This is a genomic window from Sinorhizobium meliloti, from assembly GCF_017876815.1.
Taxonomy (GTDB): Bacteria; Pseudomonadota; Alphaproteobacteria; order Rhizobiales; family Rhizobiaceae; genus Sinorhizobium; species Sinorhizobium meliloti.
In genome coordinates, this window is sequence record NZ_JAGIOS010000002.1 from 856,604 (window position 1) to 873,696 (window position 17,093).

Here is a 17,093-nt window from a genome sequence, read left to right on the forward strand (position 1 = left end):
AACCCGATCGGCAGGCTGACCATCACGGCCGCCTAGCGGCCTCACACTCGGGGACTATTCATGAACAGCTTTCTGAAACGACCGCTCATTGCGGGTCTCATTACTTTTTCCATCGGCGCAGCGGCTCTGGGCCATCCCGTCTTCGCTGCCGAGACGACCTATCCGCTGACACTCGAGAATTGCGGACGGCAGATCACCTTCGACAAGACGCCGACGCGCACCGTCTCGATCGGCCAGAGCAGCACAGAGATCCTCTATCTGCTCGGCCTTGCGGATAAGGTCGCCGGCACCGCCCTCTGGGTCGGCCCCGTCCTTGAAGGTTACGAGGAGGTCAACGCCAGGGTCGAGCGCCTGGCAGACAACGATCCGAGCTTCGAAAGTGTACTTGCCAAGAAGCCGGACATGGTGGCGGTGCAGTTTCAGTGGCAGGTCGGCCCGGAAGGCGTGGTCGCGAGGCCGGAGCAGTTCGAGGAGCTCGGCATCCCGGTCTACACATCACCATCGGATTGCACCGGCAAGGAGAATTCGGCGGCGAGCGACGGCGTGCGCCGGCAGGTCTTCACCATGGATCTCGTCTACCGGGAAATTCGCGAGCTGGCGCAGATCTACAATGTTCAGGACAAGGGCGAGAAGGTCGTCGCCGAGCTGAAAAGCCGAGAAGAGGCGGCGCGCGCCAAGGTCGCCTCGGCCGGGGACAAGCTCTCGGCAGTCTTCTGGTTCTCCAGCGCTGCCGATGCCGACCCCTATGTCGCCGGCAGGAATGGCGCGCCCGGCTACATAATGGCGGCGCTCGGGATCGAAAACATCATCGACACAGAAGACGAATGGCCGACGGTCGGCTGGGAAACCATCGCCAAAGCCGAGCCGACCATGATCGTTGCCGGCTCCATGGAACGTCGACGTTACCCGCTCGACAGCCTCGACGCGAAACTCGAATTCCTGAAGACCGATCCCGTGGCGAGCCTCATGCCGGCAGTCGCCAAACGCTATGTGTTCGCCATGGATGCGCAGGCGATGAACCCGACGATCCGCACGATCGAGGGCGTCGAAGCGCTGGCGGATGCCATCGCCGAGGCCGGACTTGCCTCCAAGGCGGGGCTGGCCTCCAAGGCGGGGCTGGCCTCCAAGGGTGGGTTGGGCAAGTGAGCCGCGTGCTGACGCTGGCCGGGCGAACGGGGACGGGACGCGTCGGCGCGGCTCTCGCCGCGCTCGTCATCCTCTTCGCAGCACTCTGGATGGGCGCTGCGATCGGCGAAACGGCGATCCCGTTCAAGACCGTTGCGCAGACGGTCGCGAACCGGCTGTGGAACGCCGGCTATCCGCTGGCACCGATCGACGAGGGCATCATCTGGAGCTACCGGCTGAGCCGGGCGGTCGTGGCCGCTTCCTGCGGGGCGTCGCTCGCGCTCTCCGGCGCCGTGCTGCAATCGCTGCTGCGCAATCCGCTCGCCGACCCCTACATTCTCGGCATCTCCGCCGGCGCCTCGACGGGCGCGGTCAGCGTCGCCATTCTCGGTGTGGGTGCCGGGATGCTGACGCTGCCGCTCGGCGCCTTCATCGGCGCGCTGGTCGCTTTCGTCCTGGTGAGCCTGCTGGCGGTGAAGGCCGGCCGCGGCACCGCGGCGATCATCCTGGCAGGCGTGGCGGGGTCACAGCTCTTCAACGCGCTGACCTCCTTCATCGTCACCAAGGCGGCGACGGCCGAGCAGGCGCGCGGCATCATGTTCTGGCTGCTCGGCAACCTTTCGGGCGTGCGCTGGCCGGATGCCTGGCTCGCCGTGCCGGCGACGCTTCTCGGTCTCGTCGTATGTCTCTGGCATGCCCGTCCCCTCGACGCGTTTACCTTCGGGTCGGAATCGGCTGCCTCGCTCGGCATCTCGGTCAGGCGAACCTATTTCGCGCTCGTCGGCGTCTCGGCGATGATGACGGCGGTGATGGTATCCATCGTCGGCTCGATAGGTTTCGTCGGCCTCGTCATCCCCCATGCGGCCCGCATGCTCGTCGGCGTCCGCCACGGTGTCCTGCTGCCGGCAGCGGCGCTCATCGGCGCCGTATTCATGATCCTCGCGGACATCCTGTCGCGCGTTCTCATTCCCGGCCAGGTCTTGCCGATCGGCGTGATCACGGCGCTCGTCGGCGCCCCGGCCTTCGCGTTGATACTCGGACAAAGGAGGGACCGCGCATGACGCTTTCGGCGAGCGGGGTTTCATGGTCGGCCGGTGGGGTGGAGATCCTGAAGGATGTCTCCCTCACCGTCGAGACGGGAGAGTTCCTCGGCATCATCGGCCCGAACGGTTCCGGCAAGACGAGCCTGATGTCGCTCATATCGGGCATCCGCAAGCCGAAGAGGGGGGAGGTGCTTCTGGACGGTTGTCCGATCGGGACGCTCGGCCGCCGCACGGTCGCGCAAAGGCTCGCTCTGGTCGAGCAGCAGGCCGAGACCGGCGAGCGGATCACCGCGCGCCAAGCGGTCGAGCTCGGCCGCACGCCCTATCTCGGGCCGCTTTCGCCCTGGTCGCCGGAGGACGATGCGATCGTCGGGGCGGCGCTCGCAAATGTGGACATGGCGCATCTTGCCGATCGCCTCTGGCACACGCTCTCCGGCGGCGAGCGGCAAAGGCTGCACATTGCTCGGGCGCTGGCGCAGCAATCGAAGATCCTGCTCCTCGACGAGCCGACCAACCATCTCGACATCGGCCATCAGATCAGCCTGCTCGACCTCGTTCGCCGCCAGGACCTGACGGTGGTCGCAGCGCTCCATGACCTCAACCACGCCGCTATGTTCTGCGACAGGATCGCGGTGATGCAGGCCGGCCGGCTGGTGGCGCTCGGGCGCCCGCGGGAGGTACTGACGGTCGAGCGCATCCGCGCAGTCTTCGGGATCGAGGTCGAGGTCGAGCACGAGTTCGACGGAAGCTGCTCCATCCGCTATCGCGTAAGACGCCCGCGTCCGCTTGCCGCAATCGCCGCCGTCGGAGCCTGACCCATGGACATGCGCAACCACGACCTGAAGGAAGATATCCGCGAATACTGGTCGAAGCGGTCGCAAACGTTCGACCTCGCCTTCGGCCATCGCATCCCGCCGGGGCCGGAGCTCGACGCCTGGGCGGCAGCGATGCGCGACGCACTGGGGGCGAGGCCGCTGAAGGTTCTCGAACTCGCCTGCGGGACGGGGGAGGTGACCAACGTGCTCCTTTCGCTCGGCCACGAAGTGACGGCGCTCGATTTCTCCGAGGCCATGCTCGCCGTCGCGCGGCGCAAGCACGCTGGGAACGACAGGGTCCGTTTCATACTGGCCGATGCCGAGCGCACGATGGAGCCGGACGAGACCTATGATGCGGTGGTCTGCCGGCATCTCGTCTGGACGCTGACAGAGCCGGAGCAGGCTTTCGCCGAATGGTTCCGCCTGCTGAAGCCGGGCGGCAGGCTGCTCGTCTTCGACGGAGACTGGTCGAAACCGACACCGCTCGGCCGTCTGGCGTCAATCGCGGTGGCTGCCCTCGAGCAGATCATCGGCCACGACCCGCATTACGACGGGGCCATGAGCGAACGCCATGCGACGATCATGGAGCGTCTGCCCTTCGGCGACGGCCTCACCGTCGAAAGACTTCTCCCTTTGATCGAAGAGGCGGGATTCGAGAACATAGAGTTGCCATCCCGCCGCCCGATCGCGGCGGCCCAGCGCAGGAATGCCGATCTCAGAAACAGGCTGAGGACGTTCTTCTACCGCAGGTTTTTCCTCGTCTGCTCGCGGCCTTCGGGAGATGCCGGGCGCAGGTAGATCACTTCCCCACGCACTAAGGCACGTTGAGATTTGGGATACCCGCGGCGCTTGTTTGATTACCTCATCCCTGTGCTTGTTGTTTAGCCCGGAGACATAACGGACGTCTGTTCGGATACATCACTGACCGATTGATTGTTGGTCAAGTTGATTGTCGCGATGTGATGGGCAGCGAAGAAAACACCATAGTGGCCGTCGCGGTCGCCGGGGGCAGTGCGGCGGACGACGCCGCAGCGAACACGGATCGGTTCAACGTACCAGTCGCGCCCATCCATGTGTCCCGCCCGAAAGCCTACGAGGACGCACCAGCCTTTGGGGCAGACGCCACAGGAGTTGGAGCCGCAGGGAAGTGCCGCCCAGGAAGTCGCCGGCCTGTTCAGCTTCCTTTCGGAACAGGCAAGCATGATTACAAGTAAGCACGAAAGGATGAAAGCATGAGTCGCGAGCCTTCCCTCCTAGCGACCACCATCAAGGCGGCCGAGCAGCCGGCGGCCGCGCCAGCAGCCCGCAGCCGGCGGGAACCTACATTCCGCCGTCGCGGGCAAGACGGCCAAAACCCACCATTTGCCGCCGGCCTATTGGGAGACGCTGGAAGAAGTCAGCTTCCGAACCCCCGAGGACAAGGGCAAGCGGATACCGCAGGAGCGGCTTGTGGCCGAGGCGCTGAACCTGCTTTTCGCGAAATACAATTTCCCGGTCGTTCGAGAGGGTGGCGAGTAGCGGGCACACATGATGCTTACATTAGCTGCATGTAAGCGTCGTTAGACCGATCCTTGCCAAAAAATAGCAACTGCTGGTATATTGCGCTTCAACAAGGAGATATGTCCATGGCTGCTAGAAGCACATCTATTTCCCTTGGCGATCACTTCGCCGGTTTCATCGACAGCCAGGTGCAAACCGGCCGCTACGGCTCCGCCAGCGACGTTGTGCGGGCTGGACTTCGGCTTTTGGAAGAACACGAGGCGAAGGTAAGGGCGCTGGAAGCGGCCTTGATCGAGGGCGAAGAATCCGGCGAGCCAGAGCCATTCGACAACGAAGCGTTCAAAGCCGAAATGCGCGCCGAATATGGCGACTGAACGGCCTTTCCGGCTCGCTCCTACCGCCAAGGCCGACCTTCGGAAGATATGGCGCTACACGGCTCGCCGCTGGTCTCTGGAACAGGCGGAGACCTACCAAGACCAGCTTTATACTGCATTTGAGGGACTGGCCGTAGGGACGAAGAAAGGCCGCAATGTCGATGTGCGGCCGGGTTATCTCAAATACCCGGCAGGAGCGCACATCGTCTATTTTCGGGATCGCGGCGACCGGATCGACATCATCCGCATCCTGCATGGCCGTGTGGACGCCCAACGGCATTTGTAGAGAAGCGGCCGGCCGCGCGAAGCGTCGAAGTAGGGCAGGGTATCATGTTTACCTGTCAGCATGTAATCATCCGCCCACGTCCCCCAAGCCCGATGCGCATCGCGCATCGCAAGCACCTCGGCCTCTACCGCCTCATTGCAACGCATCGGGCTTATATGCGGGCGCCGTGAGCGATCCGCCAACTCCCCGTCGCCGGCTTCCCACCGCGCCAGCCATTTATAGCGGATATCCGGGCTGATCCCGAACCGCCGGCACAATTCCCGCCGGTTCACACCCTCCTCAAGCGGAAGTCGCACAAACCCCCGCCGCTCTCCCATCGTCGATACCTCTCGCCACGGCATGGAATAGCCCTCCGAAGCCAAATCCATGCCAGTATGACGTGTCAGCCATCTCCCCGAACACCCGTCAGTTATGTCCCCGGGCTAGAAACTTGTCACAGGGATCCAGCCAGCCCAAGTCCTTGGGCTGGAAGAACTCTTCCCCGCGCCGCAGACGCGGCGCTGCTGGATCTTTTGTGACAAGCACAGAGATGAGGAGGTGAGATTGCAGTCCTCCCCGCGCTGACCGACGCGCTCGGCAATCTTGTCCGCACCGCCCTACGTGCCGACAAACCCACCAGAGCACCAACGCCATCATCATCTCGCAGCAGCCGTTATAAACTCAAGATGAATCTCAACAGGCATTGGATCACGATGTTTTTAGCTAGGTCGGGTCGACCTAAAAACATGAACGTGACGCGGGATGTGGGCGGAAAACCGCACACACTTTTCCTCATCCCGCTCTAAATCCGTTGTTGCCTAATCCGCCTGCTCAGGCGTCATCAGATCCAAATTCGACCTCAAAAGGAACTCCGGGCCCCCGGCCGCCGTTTCCGGGTTGCTGTCTCTGACAAGTTGGGACCCAGACACGGAGGATGAGCATATGGCACAGGAAAAGCGACTCGGATCCACCATACCGCGCGGCGTGGTCGATACGAAGAACGGATCGGTGGGCGTTCCGGACCAGGCAAGCATGGAAGAGGAAGTCAGATCGTTGCGCGAGCAGGTCAATGCGCTGACCGAAAAGCTCTCCGATCTCGGCATCTATTCCGGCAGGGCCATCGCGGACACCGGCCGCAGGGCCGGCGAGATGGCAAGGGAACATCCCGCCTGGACGGCACTCGCCGTGGTCGGTCTTCTGGGGCTGCTCATTGCAGGGACCAGCCGGCCCTATTGGCATTCGCGGAGCTCCTCGCGCATCGAGGACCTGATCGCCGATATCGAGGACCGGCTGAGCGATCTGAAGGGCCGTTACTGGTCAAGCGGCTGGCGGCCCTGGTGAAAATTGCGGCCCGTCCTGCCGGATACGATGTGCGTCCAGGTAGAGAGTCCGCAGTCGGGAGATCGCGGCATGCTTTGCGAGGAACCGATCGGTTTCTCGCTTGTTCGGTCGCCGTGTCGAAGGTTGCCGGCGCGTGCCGGCCAGAAACAAGCATTGGAGCACCGAGATGGAACACAAACCGGACCGTCCCAAGACCAAGGGCGAAAGCGGCACCGCCAAGAAGAACCAACCGGGTCACGTAGGCGGCGACGAGGCCCGCAAGGCGAAAGAATGGGGCGGCGGTTCCAAAGCCTCAAAAGGCGAGGTCAGCCGGGAAGACAAGCGCAACCCGAATTCGAGTGCGAAAAGCTGAGCCTCATTCAGCGTCGAGCTCGATGAGCGCTATCCCGAGTTCCGGTCGCTTGCGCCGGCACAATCCAGTCGGGCTTTCGCGGATGATGACCTCCAGGGTCGGACGGACGTAACCCTCGAGAAGGTGCCCGCCACGTGTCGACCCGTCTTCCAATCCCAGAACCGCATGCAAATGCAGGCTCGGGCGGCCGGCTTCGTCCCGGGCAATATCGCCGATCGCGCTCAGAACTTCCGATTGCTCCGCTACGGGGATCTTCCGGTAATCTCTGCTTTCGATACGGAAGAAGCCCACCGTGGCACTGCTGAAGGCGCCGATCGCCGTCACCGAGGCGCCCGCGATGTCCGCCTGGGCTGCGAAGGCCGAAATAGCCGAGAATGCTTCGTCGCCCTCCTCGAGTACGAGAATGAAGGTACGTTCGCTCGCGTCTTGCGCCAAAAGTTTCTGTTTCATCAATTTGCCCTCGTCTCCGCCCGAACTTTTACCATGACGATCTGTTCCAGATTGAGCGAAGCCCCAACCGTTCATCAAGTGTCGGGCATCTCCGCGAGCGTCATAGAGCATTTTGATCCCGATGGCGGCCAGCCGCCCAGCGCGGCACGCCGATTTTCCTCGAACGCTGGCGGTTCGCGCCGAACGGGGGCATGATTGTACCTGGCGGCGATCTGCCGCCGTCCCTTGCCGCGCCAACAAGGAGATCCGGCGAGCCTGGAATCAAACCAGAATCCTTCAGGAGGAAACCGTGAGCGAGCACGTCTACAAGAAGATCGAGCTGATCGGCAGTTCGCCGAACTCGATAGACGAGGCCATCGAAGGGGCGATTTCGCGTGCTTCGAAAACCACCCGCAATCTCGACTGGTTCGAAGTGGACCAGATTCGCGGCCAGATCGTGAATGGCAAGGTCGCGCATTACCAGGTGGTGATGAAGGTGGGCTTCCGCATCGACGATTGAGGTGCGCACGGCGCCGAGAACGGGATGCGACATTCCGCCCCGACTTGTTCCGCGGGTTCCACCTGCCTGCGATTGCCACGAGAAGAGACGCCGGCACCCATGCGGAAGCCGGCGATGCCGGGTGTCGGCCCTTTCCTAAGGGCCGACTGACGGCTGAATGGCTATGTATGTTCGCGCGCCGAGTACTGACAGTTTCGTGCCGGCCGCGCCGCTTTCCCATGCCGATCTGCCGGCCATCATCAATTTCATAAATAGAAGCATTCGAACTATGAAATTCACCAACGTCGACTTCTATGTATGATCGCGGTCCCAAGGGGGCCGGCATGTATCCATCGCGCCTGACGAACCGGCTCCACGGGTACCGCCTGCGTGTTCGCAGACGGGGGACACCCGGGCCATCCTCGAGCGAAATGAGTCGAGGTGCCTGTGGCCCATGAACAAGACGGCTTGCAATATTCGCCGGTGAAGTTAGTCAGGCCGCAGGCGTGCTCAGGCTCGCGGAAAGACATGGCACCAGGGAGGAAAGCAGTCTCGTGGAAGCACTCAACCAATTCTTTAACTGGCTCAACGGCATCGTTTGGGGCGTGCCTATGATCGTGCTGATCATTGGCACCGGTCTGTATCTTCAGCTTCGCCTGGGCTTCATGCCGATCCGCAAAGTGGTCTATGGCTTCCGCATGATCTTGAAAAGCCGCAGGCCGGGGAGGGCCGCCGAAGGCGAGATTACGCCCTACGCCGCGCTGATGACGGCGCTGTCGGCCACCATCGGCACGGGCAACATCGCCGGCGTCGCTACCGCTATCGCGGTGGGCGGACCCGGTGCGCTGTTCTGGATGTGGGTTACCGCCTTCGTCGGAATGGCGACGAAATACGCCGAGGTCGTCGTAGCGGTGAAATACCGCGAGGTCGACGACAAAGGCGAACACGCCGGCGGACCGATGTTCGCCATCAAGAATGGACTCGGAAAGCACTGGCAGTGGCTGGGCACAGCCTTTGCCATCTTCGGCGGACTGGCGGGTTTCGGGATCGGCAACATGGTCCAGGCCAACGGTATCGCCAGTGCGGTCGAGAACGCCTTCGGCATCGAGACGTGGATCAGCGGCATCGTGATGACCGTCTTGACGGGTGCGGTGATCCTGGGCGGTATCAAGCGAATCGGCGCGGTGGCCGAGAAGGTCGTGCCCTTCATGGCGATCTTCTATCTCGTCTGCGTGGCTGCCGTCCTCGTCGTCTTTGCCGGTAACATTCCGCAGGCCATCGCCACCATCTTCACCCAGGCATTCAGCCCGACGGCGGCCACCGGCGGCTTCCTCGGCTCCACTGTGCTGATGGCGATCCGCATGGGTGTGGCGCGCGGCATCTTCTCGAACGAGGCGGGTCTCGGTACCGCCGGTATCGCACAGGCTGCCGGCTCGACCGCCAATCCCGTTTTCTCCGGCGTCATCGGCATGATGGGCACGTTCATCGACACGATCATCGTCTGCACCCTGACGGGTCTGGCGATCATGGTGTCGGGTGTCTGGGCATCGGGCGAAACCGGAGCGGTGCTGAGTTCTGCGGCGTTCGAGGCGGCGCTGCCCGGCTATGGGAATTATCTCGTAACCATCTCACTGGCGTTGTTCGCGTTCACGACGATCCTCGGCTGGGCCTATTATGCCGAGAAGTGCTGGGAATACCTGATCGGAACCGTGAGCGCGATACCGTTCCGCATCGTGTGGACCGTTGCAGTGTTCTTCGGCGCGACCCTCAGCCTCGACTTTGCCTGGCTGGTGGCCGACACCTTGAACGCCCTGATGGCCATCCCCAACCTGATCTCGTTGCTGCTCCTGTCCCCGGTCATCGCCCAACTGACGCGTGACTACTTTGCCGAAGAACGCGCCGGCGCGGGAGTGGCCTCGCACAGCCAGGGCCAGAGCGCGTCCAGGAAAAGTGTGTAACGGCTTTCCGCCCGCCGCCCGCTCCAACTTGTTGGAACCGCTCACCTTCATGAATTTAGGTCGACCGACCTAAATTCATCGTGATCTGGAGCGTTTCAGTGAACTGATCGTCCTGGAGTGGCGGGGCCGGAAGGACTGAGTTTGGCGGGAATCGCCCGGAGATCGGGCAGCGCAAAGTCGAGCCGTTCTCGCCGGCACGGCACCCGTATCCCTGTGGACGAGATTCCGGGTTGATCCGATTCGACCCGGGGTCTCATGATTCAATGTGTCACGGTGAGCGACGCGCCTTCGCTCTTGTCGTGCACGGCGAAGCGGTCGAGCATATGAGCGCTTGCCGCGTTGAGGCCGATCACCTCGACGGTGACGCCATGGCGGCGATATTTAAGCACCACCTTGTCCAGTGCGCCGACTGCGGTGATGTCCCACAGATGCGCCTCGCCGACGTCGATGACGACCTTTTCCAACGGCTCGGCGAAGTCGAACGCGCCGATGAAACCCTCGGTCGAGGCGAAGAAGATCTGGCCGTCGACATGATAGGTGCGCACCTTTCCGCTCTCGTCGAGCATCGAGCGGACGTGGAAGAGGCGGGCGACCTTTCCGGCGAAGAACACCCCCGACAGAAGCACCCCGACCAGGACGCCCTTCGCGAGATCGTGGGTGCCGACCGTGGTGACGACGGTTGCCAGCATCACGACGGAGGAGGGCAGGGGATTGCGGCGCAGATCGAGGATGGAGCGCCAGGAGAAGGTGCCGACAGAGACCATGATCATGACAGCAACGAGAGCGGCCATCGGAATGATGCGGACGAGGTCGTCGAGGACGAGGATGAGGAAGAGAAGGAAGGCGCCGGCGACGAAGGTCGAGAGCCGCCCGCGCCCTCCGGAGGTCACGTTGATCACCGACTGGCCGATCATGGCGCAGCCGCCCATCCCGCCGATGAGGCCGGAGGCGATGTTGCTGGCGCCTTGACCGATGCATTCCTGGCTCTTGTTGCTCGTCGTGTCCGTCATGTCGTCGACGATCTGAGCGGTCAGAAGGGATTCGAGCAGCCCTACGGCGGCAAGCGCCACCGAGTAGGGGAAGATGATCTGAAGCGTCTCGAAGGTGAGCGGCACCTGCGGCAGCGCGAAGATCGGCAGGCTGGACGGCAATGCGCCGAGGTCGCCGACGGTGCGGACGTCCATTCCGGTCCAGAAGTCGACCGCGGTCAGCACGGCGATGGCGACGAGGGGCGAGGGAACCGCCTTCGTGACATAGGGAAAGAGGTAGATGATCCCGAGCCCTGCCGCGATCATCGCATAGGTCAGGTGCGGCACACCGATGAGCTCCGGAAGCTGCGCCATGAAGATCAGGATCGCAAGCGCGTTGACGAAGCCGGTGATGACCGAACGGGAGACGAAGCGCATCACCCGGCCGAGCTTCAGGAAGCCTGCGGCGATCTGGAAGAGCCCCATCAGCAGGGTGGCGGCAAAGAGATATTCGAGGCCGTGTTCCTTGACGAGCGTGACCATCAGGACGGCGGTGGCGGCGGTCGCCGCCGAGATCATGCCCGGGCGGCCGCCGGCGAAGGCGGAAACGCAGGCGATGGCGAAGGAGGCGAACAGGCCGACCTTCGGATCGACGCCGGCGATGACCGAGAAGCCGATCGCCTCGGGTATCAGCGCAAGCGCGACGACGATGCCCGAAAGGACGTCGCCGCGGATGTTGGAGAACCATTCGCGTTTATAGCTGGTAATCGTCGTTTTCATGATTTTCTTCGCAAGAGTAGCACACCAGGCCGGCGGGAACCGGCTCGTCAAGGGTTGATGCTGTTGCGTTGTCTGGCGGATCGGCGGCCAGAAGAGCCACCCGGAGTTACACCGGGTCCAGGGTGAGTTCCGGCTTTATACGGATCGGCTGTTGCCGATGCAATGACGAATTGGGCGCCGCCGCAAGGCCGGCGGCAGCGCCCGTCTGCTGCAAATCTCAGCCTGTGACAGTGGCAGGCTCGCCTGATACCGCGCCGCGCCGGTCGAGAACGCCGCTCCAAAGCGTCAGCAGAAGCGCACCGGAGACGAGGATTGCGCCCACCCATGGGGTGGCGGAAAGTCCGAAGGGAGAGTCGACCACCATGCCGCCGAGCCAGGCGCCGAGCGCGATCCCGAGATTGAAGGCGGCAATGTTGAGCGCCGAGGCGACGTCGACGGCGCCGGGGCGGTGCTCCATCGCAAGCTGCACCACATAGAGCTGCAGGCCCGGCACGTTGGCGAAGGACAGAAAACCGAGAGCGGCGAGCGTCACGAGCGTCAGGACCGGCGAAACGGCGGTGAACGAGAAGATCACCAGCACGAGCGCCTGCAGAAGGAAGAGGCCGATCAGCGCCTTGACGGGATTGGTGTTGGCGATCCGCCCGCCGGCGATGTTGCCGATGGCGATGGCGACGCCATAGAGCACGAGGATCAGACTGACGCTCCGTTCGGAGAAACCGGTGACCTCCTGCAGGATCGGCGCCAGGAAGGTGAAGGCGACGAAGGTGCCGCCATAGCCGAGCGCGGTCATGGCGAAAACGATCAGCAGACGGCCGGAGCCGAGCACCCGCACCTGGTCGAGAAGGCTCGCCGGAGCGGCCTTGGCGAGCGTGCCCGGGAGCAGGGTGGCGATACCGGCAAAGGCGACGACGCCGAGGCCGGAGACGCCCCAGAAGGTCGCCCGCCAGCCAAAGACCTGGCCGATATAGGTGCCGATCGGCACGCCGGTGACGATCGCGACCGTGAGTCCCATGAACATCATCGCGATCGCGGAAGCGCGGCGGTTCTCCGGTACCAGATCGGCGGCGATCGTCGAGCCGACCGAGAAGAAGACGCCGTGGGCAAAGGCCGAAAGCACCCGTGCGACGAGCAGCACCTCGTAGTTCGGCGACAGTGCCGCCGCCGTGTTGCCGCCGATGAAGAGCGCCATCAGGCCGAGAAGCAGCGGCTTGCGTTCGATCCGCCCGGTCAGCGCCGTCAGGACCGGCGCGCCGAAGGTGACGCCGAGCGCGTAGACGCTGACGATGAGGCCGGCAAGCGGCAGCGTGATTGCGAGGTCGGTGGCGACCGTCGGCAGGAGACCGACGATCACGAATTCGGTGGTTCCGATCGCATAGGCAGCGATCGTCAATGCGAATATGGCCAAAGGCATGGCAAATCCTTTCCGCCCGCCATTCGCGAAAGCGACACGGGCTAGAAGACGTTGGCGATGGTTGATGTTTCGCAGTGCAATATGCTGCAGCCGGGCGGCTGCGATAAGCACCTCGCCAGTCGCAATGCCTATGAATGAAATTCACGAATGGTGGGCTGCGTTGCCTAGAGGATGGGCGTCAGCGCGGCGGGGAATGGCCGACCTCGTTCGAACGTTGCCTCTGTAACCCGCCCCTCATCCGGCCTGCCGGCCACCTTCTCCCCGCAAGCGGGGCGAAAGGGACTCGCGGTCGCGTTCTGCACGCCTTCACCGCCGGGTGTGGCCGCGATGTCCGTTCGCATTCGAGACATGTTCAGGGCGTGCCACTCGTCCCTTCTCCCCGTTTTGACGCGTCAAGACGGGGAGATGGTGCCGTCAGGCGGATGAGGGGCATCAAACATGGCATCCCTATCGTGCCTCCCAACGACCGCCTTACTGATTTGCGGTAGCGTAGTCCTTCATGTTCTCCGGCGTCACCAGTTCGAAGGGGACCCAGATCTGCCGTGCGGTCTTCTGGTCGCGCGAAAGCGCGACCGCGGCGTCCATTGCGGCCGCCCCTTGAGCGATCGCGTTCTGGAAGACGGTTACGTCCAGGTCGCCCGCGGCCATGGCGGCCAGGCCGTCCGGCGTCGCGTCGATGCCGCCTACCACGACCTTCGACATGTCGACCCCCGCCGCCTTCATTGCCTGGATCGCGCCGATCGCCATCTCGTCGTTATTGGCGATGATGGCATTGAATTCCCGTCCTGTCGAAAGCCAGTTCGTCATGATGTTGGCGGCTTCGAGCCGGTCCCAATTGGCGCTCTGCTCCTCGATGACGCTCATGCCCTTGCATTCGTCGGTGGCGATGACGTCGTGAATGTCCTTCGTGCGCGTAAGCGAAGAGTGATTGTTGAGCGGTCCCATGAGGACATAGGCAGCACCTTTGCCGCCGAGCAGCCGGCAGACTTCCTTCGTCTCGAGCGTTCCGGAATCGATCTCGTTGGAGCCGACGAAGGCAGCCGTCTCGGGCAGTTTGTCGACATCGGCCGGCGGATGGTTCGCATAGACGATCGGAATGCCCGCGTCGGTCGCCATCTTCGTCAACGCCGGCGTGCTGTCGCCGTCGACCGCGACGACGATGATCGCATCGACGCCGGAAGAGACGAAGTTCTGCACCTGGTCGAGCTGGCGGCTCGTGTCGTTCTGCGCATCTTCGACCTGGACGGTGACGCCATCGAGCTTGGCCGCCTGGTCCTGCATTCCGTTTCGCAGAATGGTGAGGAATGCGCTGTCGGAACGGGCGATGGTGATGCCGACGTTCTCGGCATGCGCGCTGCCGGCAAAGAGAGCCAGGACTGCGGCGGACAATAGATGTTTCATGGGTAAACCTCCCTCAGCTGGACTTCAGAATCCATGTGTAAATGGAATACAGGTTCTGAAGAAAATCAAGAATGAAATGTACGTTTCATTCTTGATTTCGGTGGAGGCTATCGGCGCGACGGCACCACTTCATGGCGGTGAATGAAAGGCCGGCGTCCGGTCAAAGGAAAGGCTTGCCGCCGGTCACGGCAATCGTTGCGCCCGACACGTAGCTCGACATCGGATCCGCCAGCATGACATAGGCCGAGGCGAGTTCCACGGGCTGGCCCGGTCGCTTCATCGGCACCTGTTTGCCGAAATTGGCGACGGTATCCTCGGGCATGGTGGAGGGGATCAGCGGCGTCCAGATCGGGCCCGGGGCCACGACATTCACCCTTATCCCGCGTTCGGCCAACATCTGCGCGAGACCGGCGCTGAAATTGTGGATCGCGCCCTTGGTGGTCGCATAGGCGAGTAGGATCGGATTGGGAACGTCGGCATTGATGGAAGCGGTGTTGATGATGGCGCTGCCCTTCTTCATGTGCGGCACCGCTGCCTTGGTCAGGTAGAACATGGCGTGCATGTTGACGCGGAATGTCAGCTCCCACTCCTCGTCGCTGATGTCTTCGATGTTCTTGAAGGTCGCCTGATGGGCTGCATTGTTGACGAGAATGTCGATGCCGCCGAGTTCCCGAACGGCCGTTTCGACGATCCTGCGGCAATGGTCGGACGACTGGATGTCGCCGGCGGCGAGCACGGCCTTGCGACCTGCTTCCTCCACCAGAGCCTTGGTGGCCATCGCGTCGTCATGCTCGCTCAGATAGCTGATAAGGACGTCCGCTCCCTCGCGCGCATAGGCGATCGCCACGGCCCTGCCGATGCCGCTGTCCCCGCCGGTGATGATGGCTCTCTTGTCCTTCAGGCGTCCGGAACCCTGGTAGGAGTTTTCCCCGTGATCCGGCAGCGGCTGCATCCGATCGGTAGTGCCGGGCATTTCCTGGGTTTGGCGGGGAAAGGGAGGGTGCGGAAATTTTTCCATGGTCACGAACTCCTTCGCAAGACTCCTTCTAGAATGGCGATCGGCATCGCTGGGCTGCCCCGGCGAGTACGGCCCTAACTCGAGCAGACCGGCTTTGTTCCGGGCCATGGGAGCCTTGAGAAGACCGCCGATGGAACTTCGCCTACGGCTCTACGTTGCCCTCCTGACCCAAAAAAGCAGGAGAGTAAGATGGAGAGAGCCAAGCGCCCATCGGCCGCCCCCCTTGATGTGAAGACTGTGGAACGGCCTGTCGAGAATGACAGCGATCTGCGCCCCGGGGCCGACAAACCCCCGATCGAACCGGACGATATCCCGAACGCCAAGGCCGCGCGGGAGGCGGCGCGCCTGAAGAGGGATGAATACATCGTCAAGTCCGACCTGGAGGATGCCGACCAGCGCAATCCCCTACCCGACATGAAAGACCAGGAATGAGTGCGATCCAGATGCCCAGTGATCGGTTCGCCTCGCAGCTTAATGGAGAATGACGATGAAAACGCCAAAGGAAGGCGCGCCCGGCACCACCGAGCAGTCGCCGCGGTGGGAAGGACCGAAGGAGACGCGCCCGAGAGGATACCTTCCCGCCAAGGATGATCCGGAACGCGACCGGGACGCCGTCGGCGAGAACCTAAAGGATCCGCATCGCGGCAAGGTTTCTGACGCCGGCAAGACGAAGCGTTAGCCGGCCGGCGCCGGAACATCTTCTGTAGCTCGCGGTTCCACACGCGGCGGGGGCGATGCTTGCGATGCGGTTGCCGACTGCAGATGGAGGAGCAGTATGTTGAATTCTCTCGAAGATGCAGTGGTCGTCATCACCGGGGCCTCGTCGGGGGTTGGACAGGCGACCGCCGAGGCCTTTGCCGGGCGCAGGTCGAAGCTCGTGCTGGCGGCCCGCGATGCGGCCGCGCTTCACGAGGTGGCCAGAACCTGCCGGGAACTCGGGGCGGAGGTTCTCGTCGCCCCGACCGACGTGACGGATGCCGATGCGGTCAAGGACCTGGCCAGGAAGGCGATGAGCTTCGGCAAGATAGACGTCTGGTTCAGCAATGTCGGCGTCGGCGCCGTCGGCCGCTTCGAGGAAACGCCGATCGAAGCGCATGAACAGGTCATCCGCACCAACCTGATCGGCCATCTCAACGACGCGCATGCGGCGGTTCCGATCTTCCGCAAGCAGGGACACGGCATTTTCATCAACATGATCTCGCTCGGCGGCTTCGCCTCTGCACCCTTTGCCGCGGCCTACAGCGCCAGCAAATTCGGCCTGAGGGGCTTTTCCGAAGCTCTACGGGCGGAGCTCGCGGACGAACGCGACATTCACATCTGCGACGTCTACCCGACCTTCATGGACACACCCGGGGTCGGGCACGGCGCCAATTACACCGGTCGCAGGCTGAGCGTTCCCCCGCCCGTCTACAATGCGCGCCGCGCTGCCCGGGCGATCGTGCGCCTGGCGGAACGCCCGCGCAATTCGCTGACCGTCGGCCTCGTCGCCGACCTGACGCGGTTTGCGCATTTCGTCGCGCCGAACATGACCCCGCGGCTCATGGCGAAGCTGACATCGCGCTATCTGAGCCGCGCGCCGCGCGTAGCGAGGAGCCATGGCAATCTGTTCAGGGCACCGGCAGAGCCCGGGGGCATAGACGGCGGGCTACGCTCGTCCCGCCGGGTCCCGGTCGCAACGACAGCCGCTGTCTGCGTGCTAGGCATTGCCGTCGCCGCGCTGGTCCTCGGCAAGTCGCGCGCGCCCGTCGGCCGAGGCCGCTCCAGCGTCGCGCGTCTCTTCAGGCGCGCTTAGGCGGCATCGGATCGTTGACTTT

The 17,093-nt window shown here is 63.2% G+C and carries 19 protein-coding genes, 2 pseudogenes and 1 other annotated feature; of the genes and pseudogenes, 14 read left to right on the top strand and 7 right to left on the bottom strand.

Annotation, left to right across the window (positions count from 1 at the left end; translation table 11 throughout):
- Positions 1–60 precede the first annotated feature (60 nt).
- The 4 genes from JOH52_RS22885 to JOH52_RS22900 are packed head-to-tail and all read left to right on the top strand — an operon-like array spanning position 61 to position 3,781.
- Positions 61–1,146, top strand: a complete 1,086-nt coding sequence (locus JOH52_RS22885) for an ABC transporter substrate-binding protein (protein WP_014530873.1) — start codon at positions 61–63, stop codon at positions 1,144–1,146.
- Positions 1,143–2,186 carry a FecCD family ABC transporter permease gene (locus tag JOH52_RS22890; RefSeq protein WP_010974980.1) on the top strand — a complete coding sequence of 348 codons (1,044 nt, stop codon included), beginning with the start codon at positions 1,143–1,145 and terminating at the stop codon, positions 2,184–2,186. The genes JOH52_RS22885 and JOH52_RS22890 overlap by 4 nt, the downstream gene beginning before the upstream one ends.
- On the top strand, positions 2,183–2,983 hold the full coding sequence (locus JOH52_RS22895; protein ID WP_014530872.1) for an ABC transporter ATP-binding protein: 801 nt from the start codon (positions 2,183–2,185) through the stop codon (positions 2,981–2,983). The genes JOH52_RS22890 and JOH52_RS22895 overlap by 4 nt, the downstream gene beginning before the upstream one ends.
- A 3-nt stretch (positions 2,984–2,986) precedes the next feature.
- Positions 2,987–3,781 (top strand): class I SAM-dependent methyltransferase, encoded by a 795-nt coding sequence (locus JOH52_RS22900; protein ID WP_013850206.1) that lies wholly within the window; start codon positions 2,987–2,989, stop codon positions 3,779–3,781.
- A gap of 83 nt (positions 3,782–3,864) precedes the next feature.
- Here the strand turns inward: JOH52_RS22900 and JOH52_RS22905 are convergent.
- Positions 3,865–3,990: pseudogene (locus JOH52_RS22905) on the bottom strand (IS481-like element ISRm20 family transposase); the annotation flags it as partial.
- 355 nt (positions 3,991–4,345) lie between these two features.
- On the opposite strand from JOH52_RS22905, the gene JOH52_RS22910 reads away from it, so the two are divergent.
- The 3 genes from JOH52_RS22910 (at position 4,346) to JOH52_RS22920 (ending at position 5,143) form a co-directional block, all read left to right on the top strand.
- Positions 4,346–4,501, top strand: a complete 156-nt coding sequence (locus JOH52_RS22910; protein WP_010974985.1) for a hypothetical protein — start codon at positions 4,346–4,348, stop codon at positions 4,499–4,501.
- Positions 4,502–4,608: 107 nt separating this feature from the next.
- Positions 4,609–4,857, top strand: a complete 249-nt coding sequence (locus tag JOH52_RS22915; RefSeq protein ID WP_003527850.1) for a type II toxin-antitoxin system ParD family antitoxin — start codon at positions 4,609–4,611, stop codon at positions 4,855–4,857.
- The gene (locus JOH52_RS22920; RefSeq protein WP_010974986.1) at positions 4,847–5,143 is read left to right on the top strand and encodes a type II toxin-antitoxin system RelE/ParE family toxin; all 297 of its coding nucleotides are present in this window, start codon (positions 4,847–4,849) and stop codon (positions 5,141–5,143) included. The genes JOH52_RS22915 and JOH52_RS22920 overlap by 11 nt, the downstream gene beginning before the upstream one ends.
- Positions 5,144–5,223: 80 nt before the next feature.
- Here the strand turns inward: JOH52_RS22920 and JOH52_RS22925 are convergent.
- Positions 5,224–5,484: pseudogene (locus JOH52_RS22925) on the bottom strand (helix-turn-helix domain-containing protein); the annotation flags it as partial.
- 580 nt (positions 5,485–6,064) lie between these two features.
- On the opposite strand from JOH52_RS22925, the gene JOH52_RS22930 reads away from it, so the two are divergent.
- A complete protein-coding gene (locus tag JOH52_RS22930) occupies positions 6,065–6,463 on the top strand; it encodes a hypothetical protein (protein ID WP_010974988.1) in 399 nt (132 codons plus the stop codon).
- A 166-nt stretch (positions 6,464–6,629) separates the two neighbouring features.
- Positions 6,630–6,815, top strand: coding sequence for a hypothetical protein (locus tag JOH52_RS22935; RefSeq protein ID WP_010974989.1), 186 nt, complete (start codon positions 6,630–6,632; stop codon positions 6,813–6,815).
- Between the two features lie 3 nt (positions 6,816–6,818).
- Here JOH52_RS22935 and JOH52_RS22940 read toward each other — a convergent pair whose 3' ends face one another.
- Positions 6,819–7,265 (bottom strand): PPC domain-containing DNA-binding protein, encoded by a 447-nt coding sequence (locus JOH52_RS22940; RefSeq protein WP_014527651.1) that lies wholly within the window; start codon positions 7,263–7,265, stop codon positions 6,819–6,821.
- A 289-nt stretch (positions 7,266–7,554) separates the two neighbouring features.
- Between JOH52_RS22940 and JOH52_RS22945 the strand changes: the two genes are divergently transcribed.
- Positions 7,555–7,764, top strand: a complete 210-nt coding sequence (locus JOH52_RS22945; protein ID WP_003527838.1) for a dodecin — start codon at positions 7,555–7,557, stop codon at positions 7,762–7,764.
- Positions 7,765–8,297: 533 nt separating this feature from the next.
- On the top strand, positions 8,298–9,701 hold the full coding sequence (locus JOH52_RS22950; RefSeq protein WP_041862735.1) for an alanine/glycine:cation symporter family protein: 1,404 nt from the start codon (positions 8,298–8,300) through the stop codon (positions 9,699–9,701).
- Between the two features lie 260 nt (positions 9,702–9,961).
- Here the strand turns inward: JOH52_RS22950 and JOH52_RS22955 are convergent, their stop codons facing one another.
- From JOH52_RS22955 to JOH52_RS22970, 4 genes are all read right to left on the bottom strand, one after another.
- Positions 9,962–11,449, bottom strand: coding sequence for a SulP family inorganic anion transporter (locus JOH52_RS22955; protein ID WP_013850200.1), 1,488 nt, complete (start codon positions 11,447–11,449; stop codon positions 9,962–9,964).
- 66 nt (positions 11,450–11,515) lie between these two features.
- Positions 11,516–11,571: a sequence feature (sul1 is cis-regulatory element that is thought to sense ions involved in sulfur or methionine metabolism; They are found in Alphaproteobacteria), on the bottom strand.
- Positions 11,572–11,666: 95 nt separating this feature from the next.
- A complete protein-coding gene (locus JOH52_RS22960) occupies positions 11,667–12,860 on the bottom strand; it encodes an MFS transporter (protein WP_010974993.1) in 1,194 nt (397 codons plus the stop codon).
- Between the two features lie 471 nt (positions 12,861–13,331).
- Positions 13,332–14,261, bottom strand: coding sequence for a substrate-binding domain-containing protein (locus tag JOH52_RS22965; protein WP_010974994.1), 930 nt, complete (start codon positions 14,259–14,261; stop codon positions 13,332–13,334).
- A 160-nt stretch (positions 14,262–14,421) separates the two neighbouring features.
- A complete protein-coding gene (locus JOH52_RS22970) occupies positions 14,422–15,279 on the bottom strand; it encodes an SDR family oxidoreductase (RefSeq protein WP_003532113.1) in 858 nt (285 codons plus the stop codon).
- A 189-nt stretch (positions 15,280–15,468) separates the two neighbouring features.
- Between JOH52_RS22970 and JOH52_RS22975 the strand changes: the two genes are divergently transcribed.
- From JOH52_RS22975 to JOH52_RS22985, 3 genes are all read left to right on the top strand, one after another.
- Positions 15,469–15,711 (top strand): hypothetical protein, encoded by a 243-nt coding sequence (locus JOH52_RS22975; RefSeq protein WP_013850199.1) that lies wholly within the window; start codon positions 15,469–15,471, stop codon positions 15,709–15,711.
- Between the two features lie 55 nt (positions 15,712–15,766).
- A complete protein-coding gene (locus JOH52_RS22980) occupies positions 15,767–15,958 on the top strand; it encodes a hypothetical protein (protein WP_003532118.1) in 192 nt (63 codons plus the stop codon).
- A 96-nt stretch (positions 15,959–16,054) separates the two neighbouring features.
- Positions 16,055–17,071, top strand: a complete 1,017-nt coding sequence (locus tag JOH52_RS22985) for an SDR family oxidoreductase (RefSeq protein ID WP_014530865.1) — start codon at positions 16,055–16,057, stop codon at positions 17,069–17,071.
- Positions 17,072–17,093: the final 22 nt, after the last annotated feature.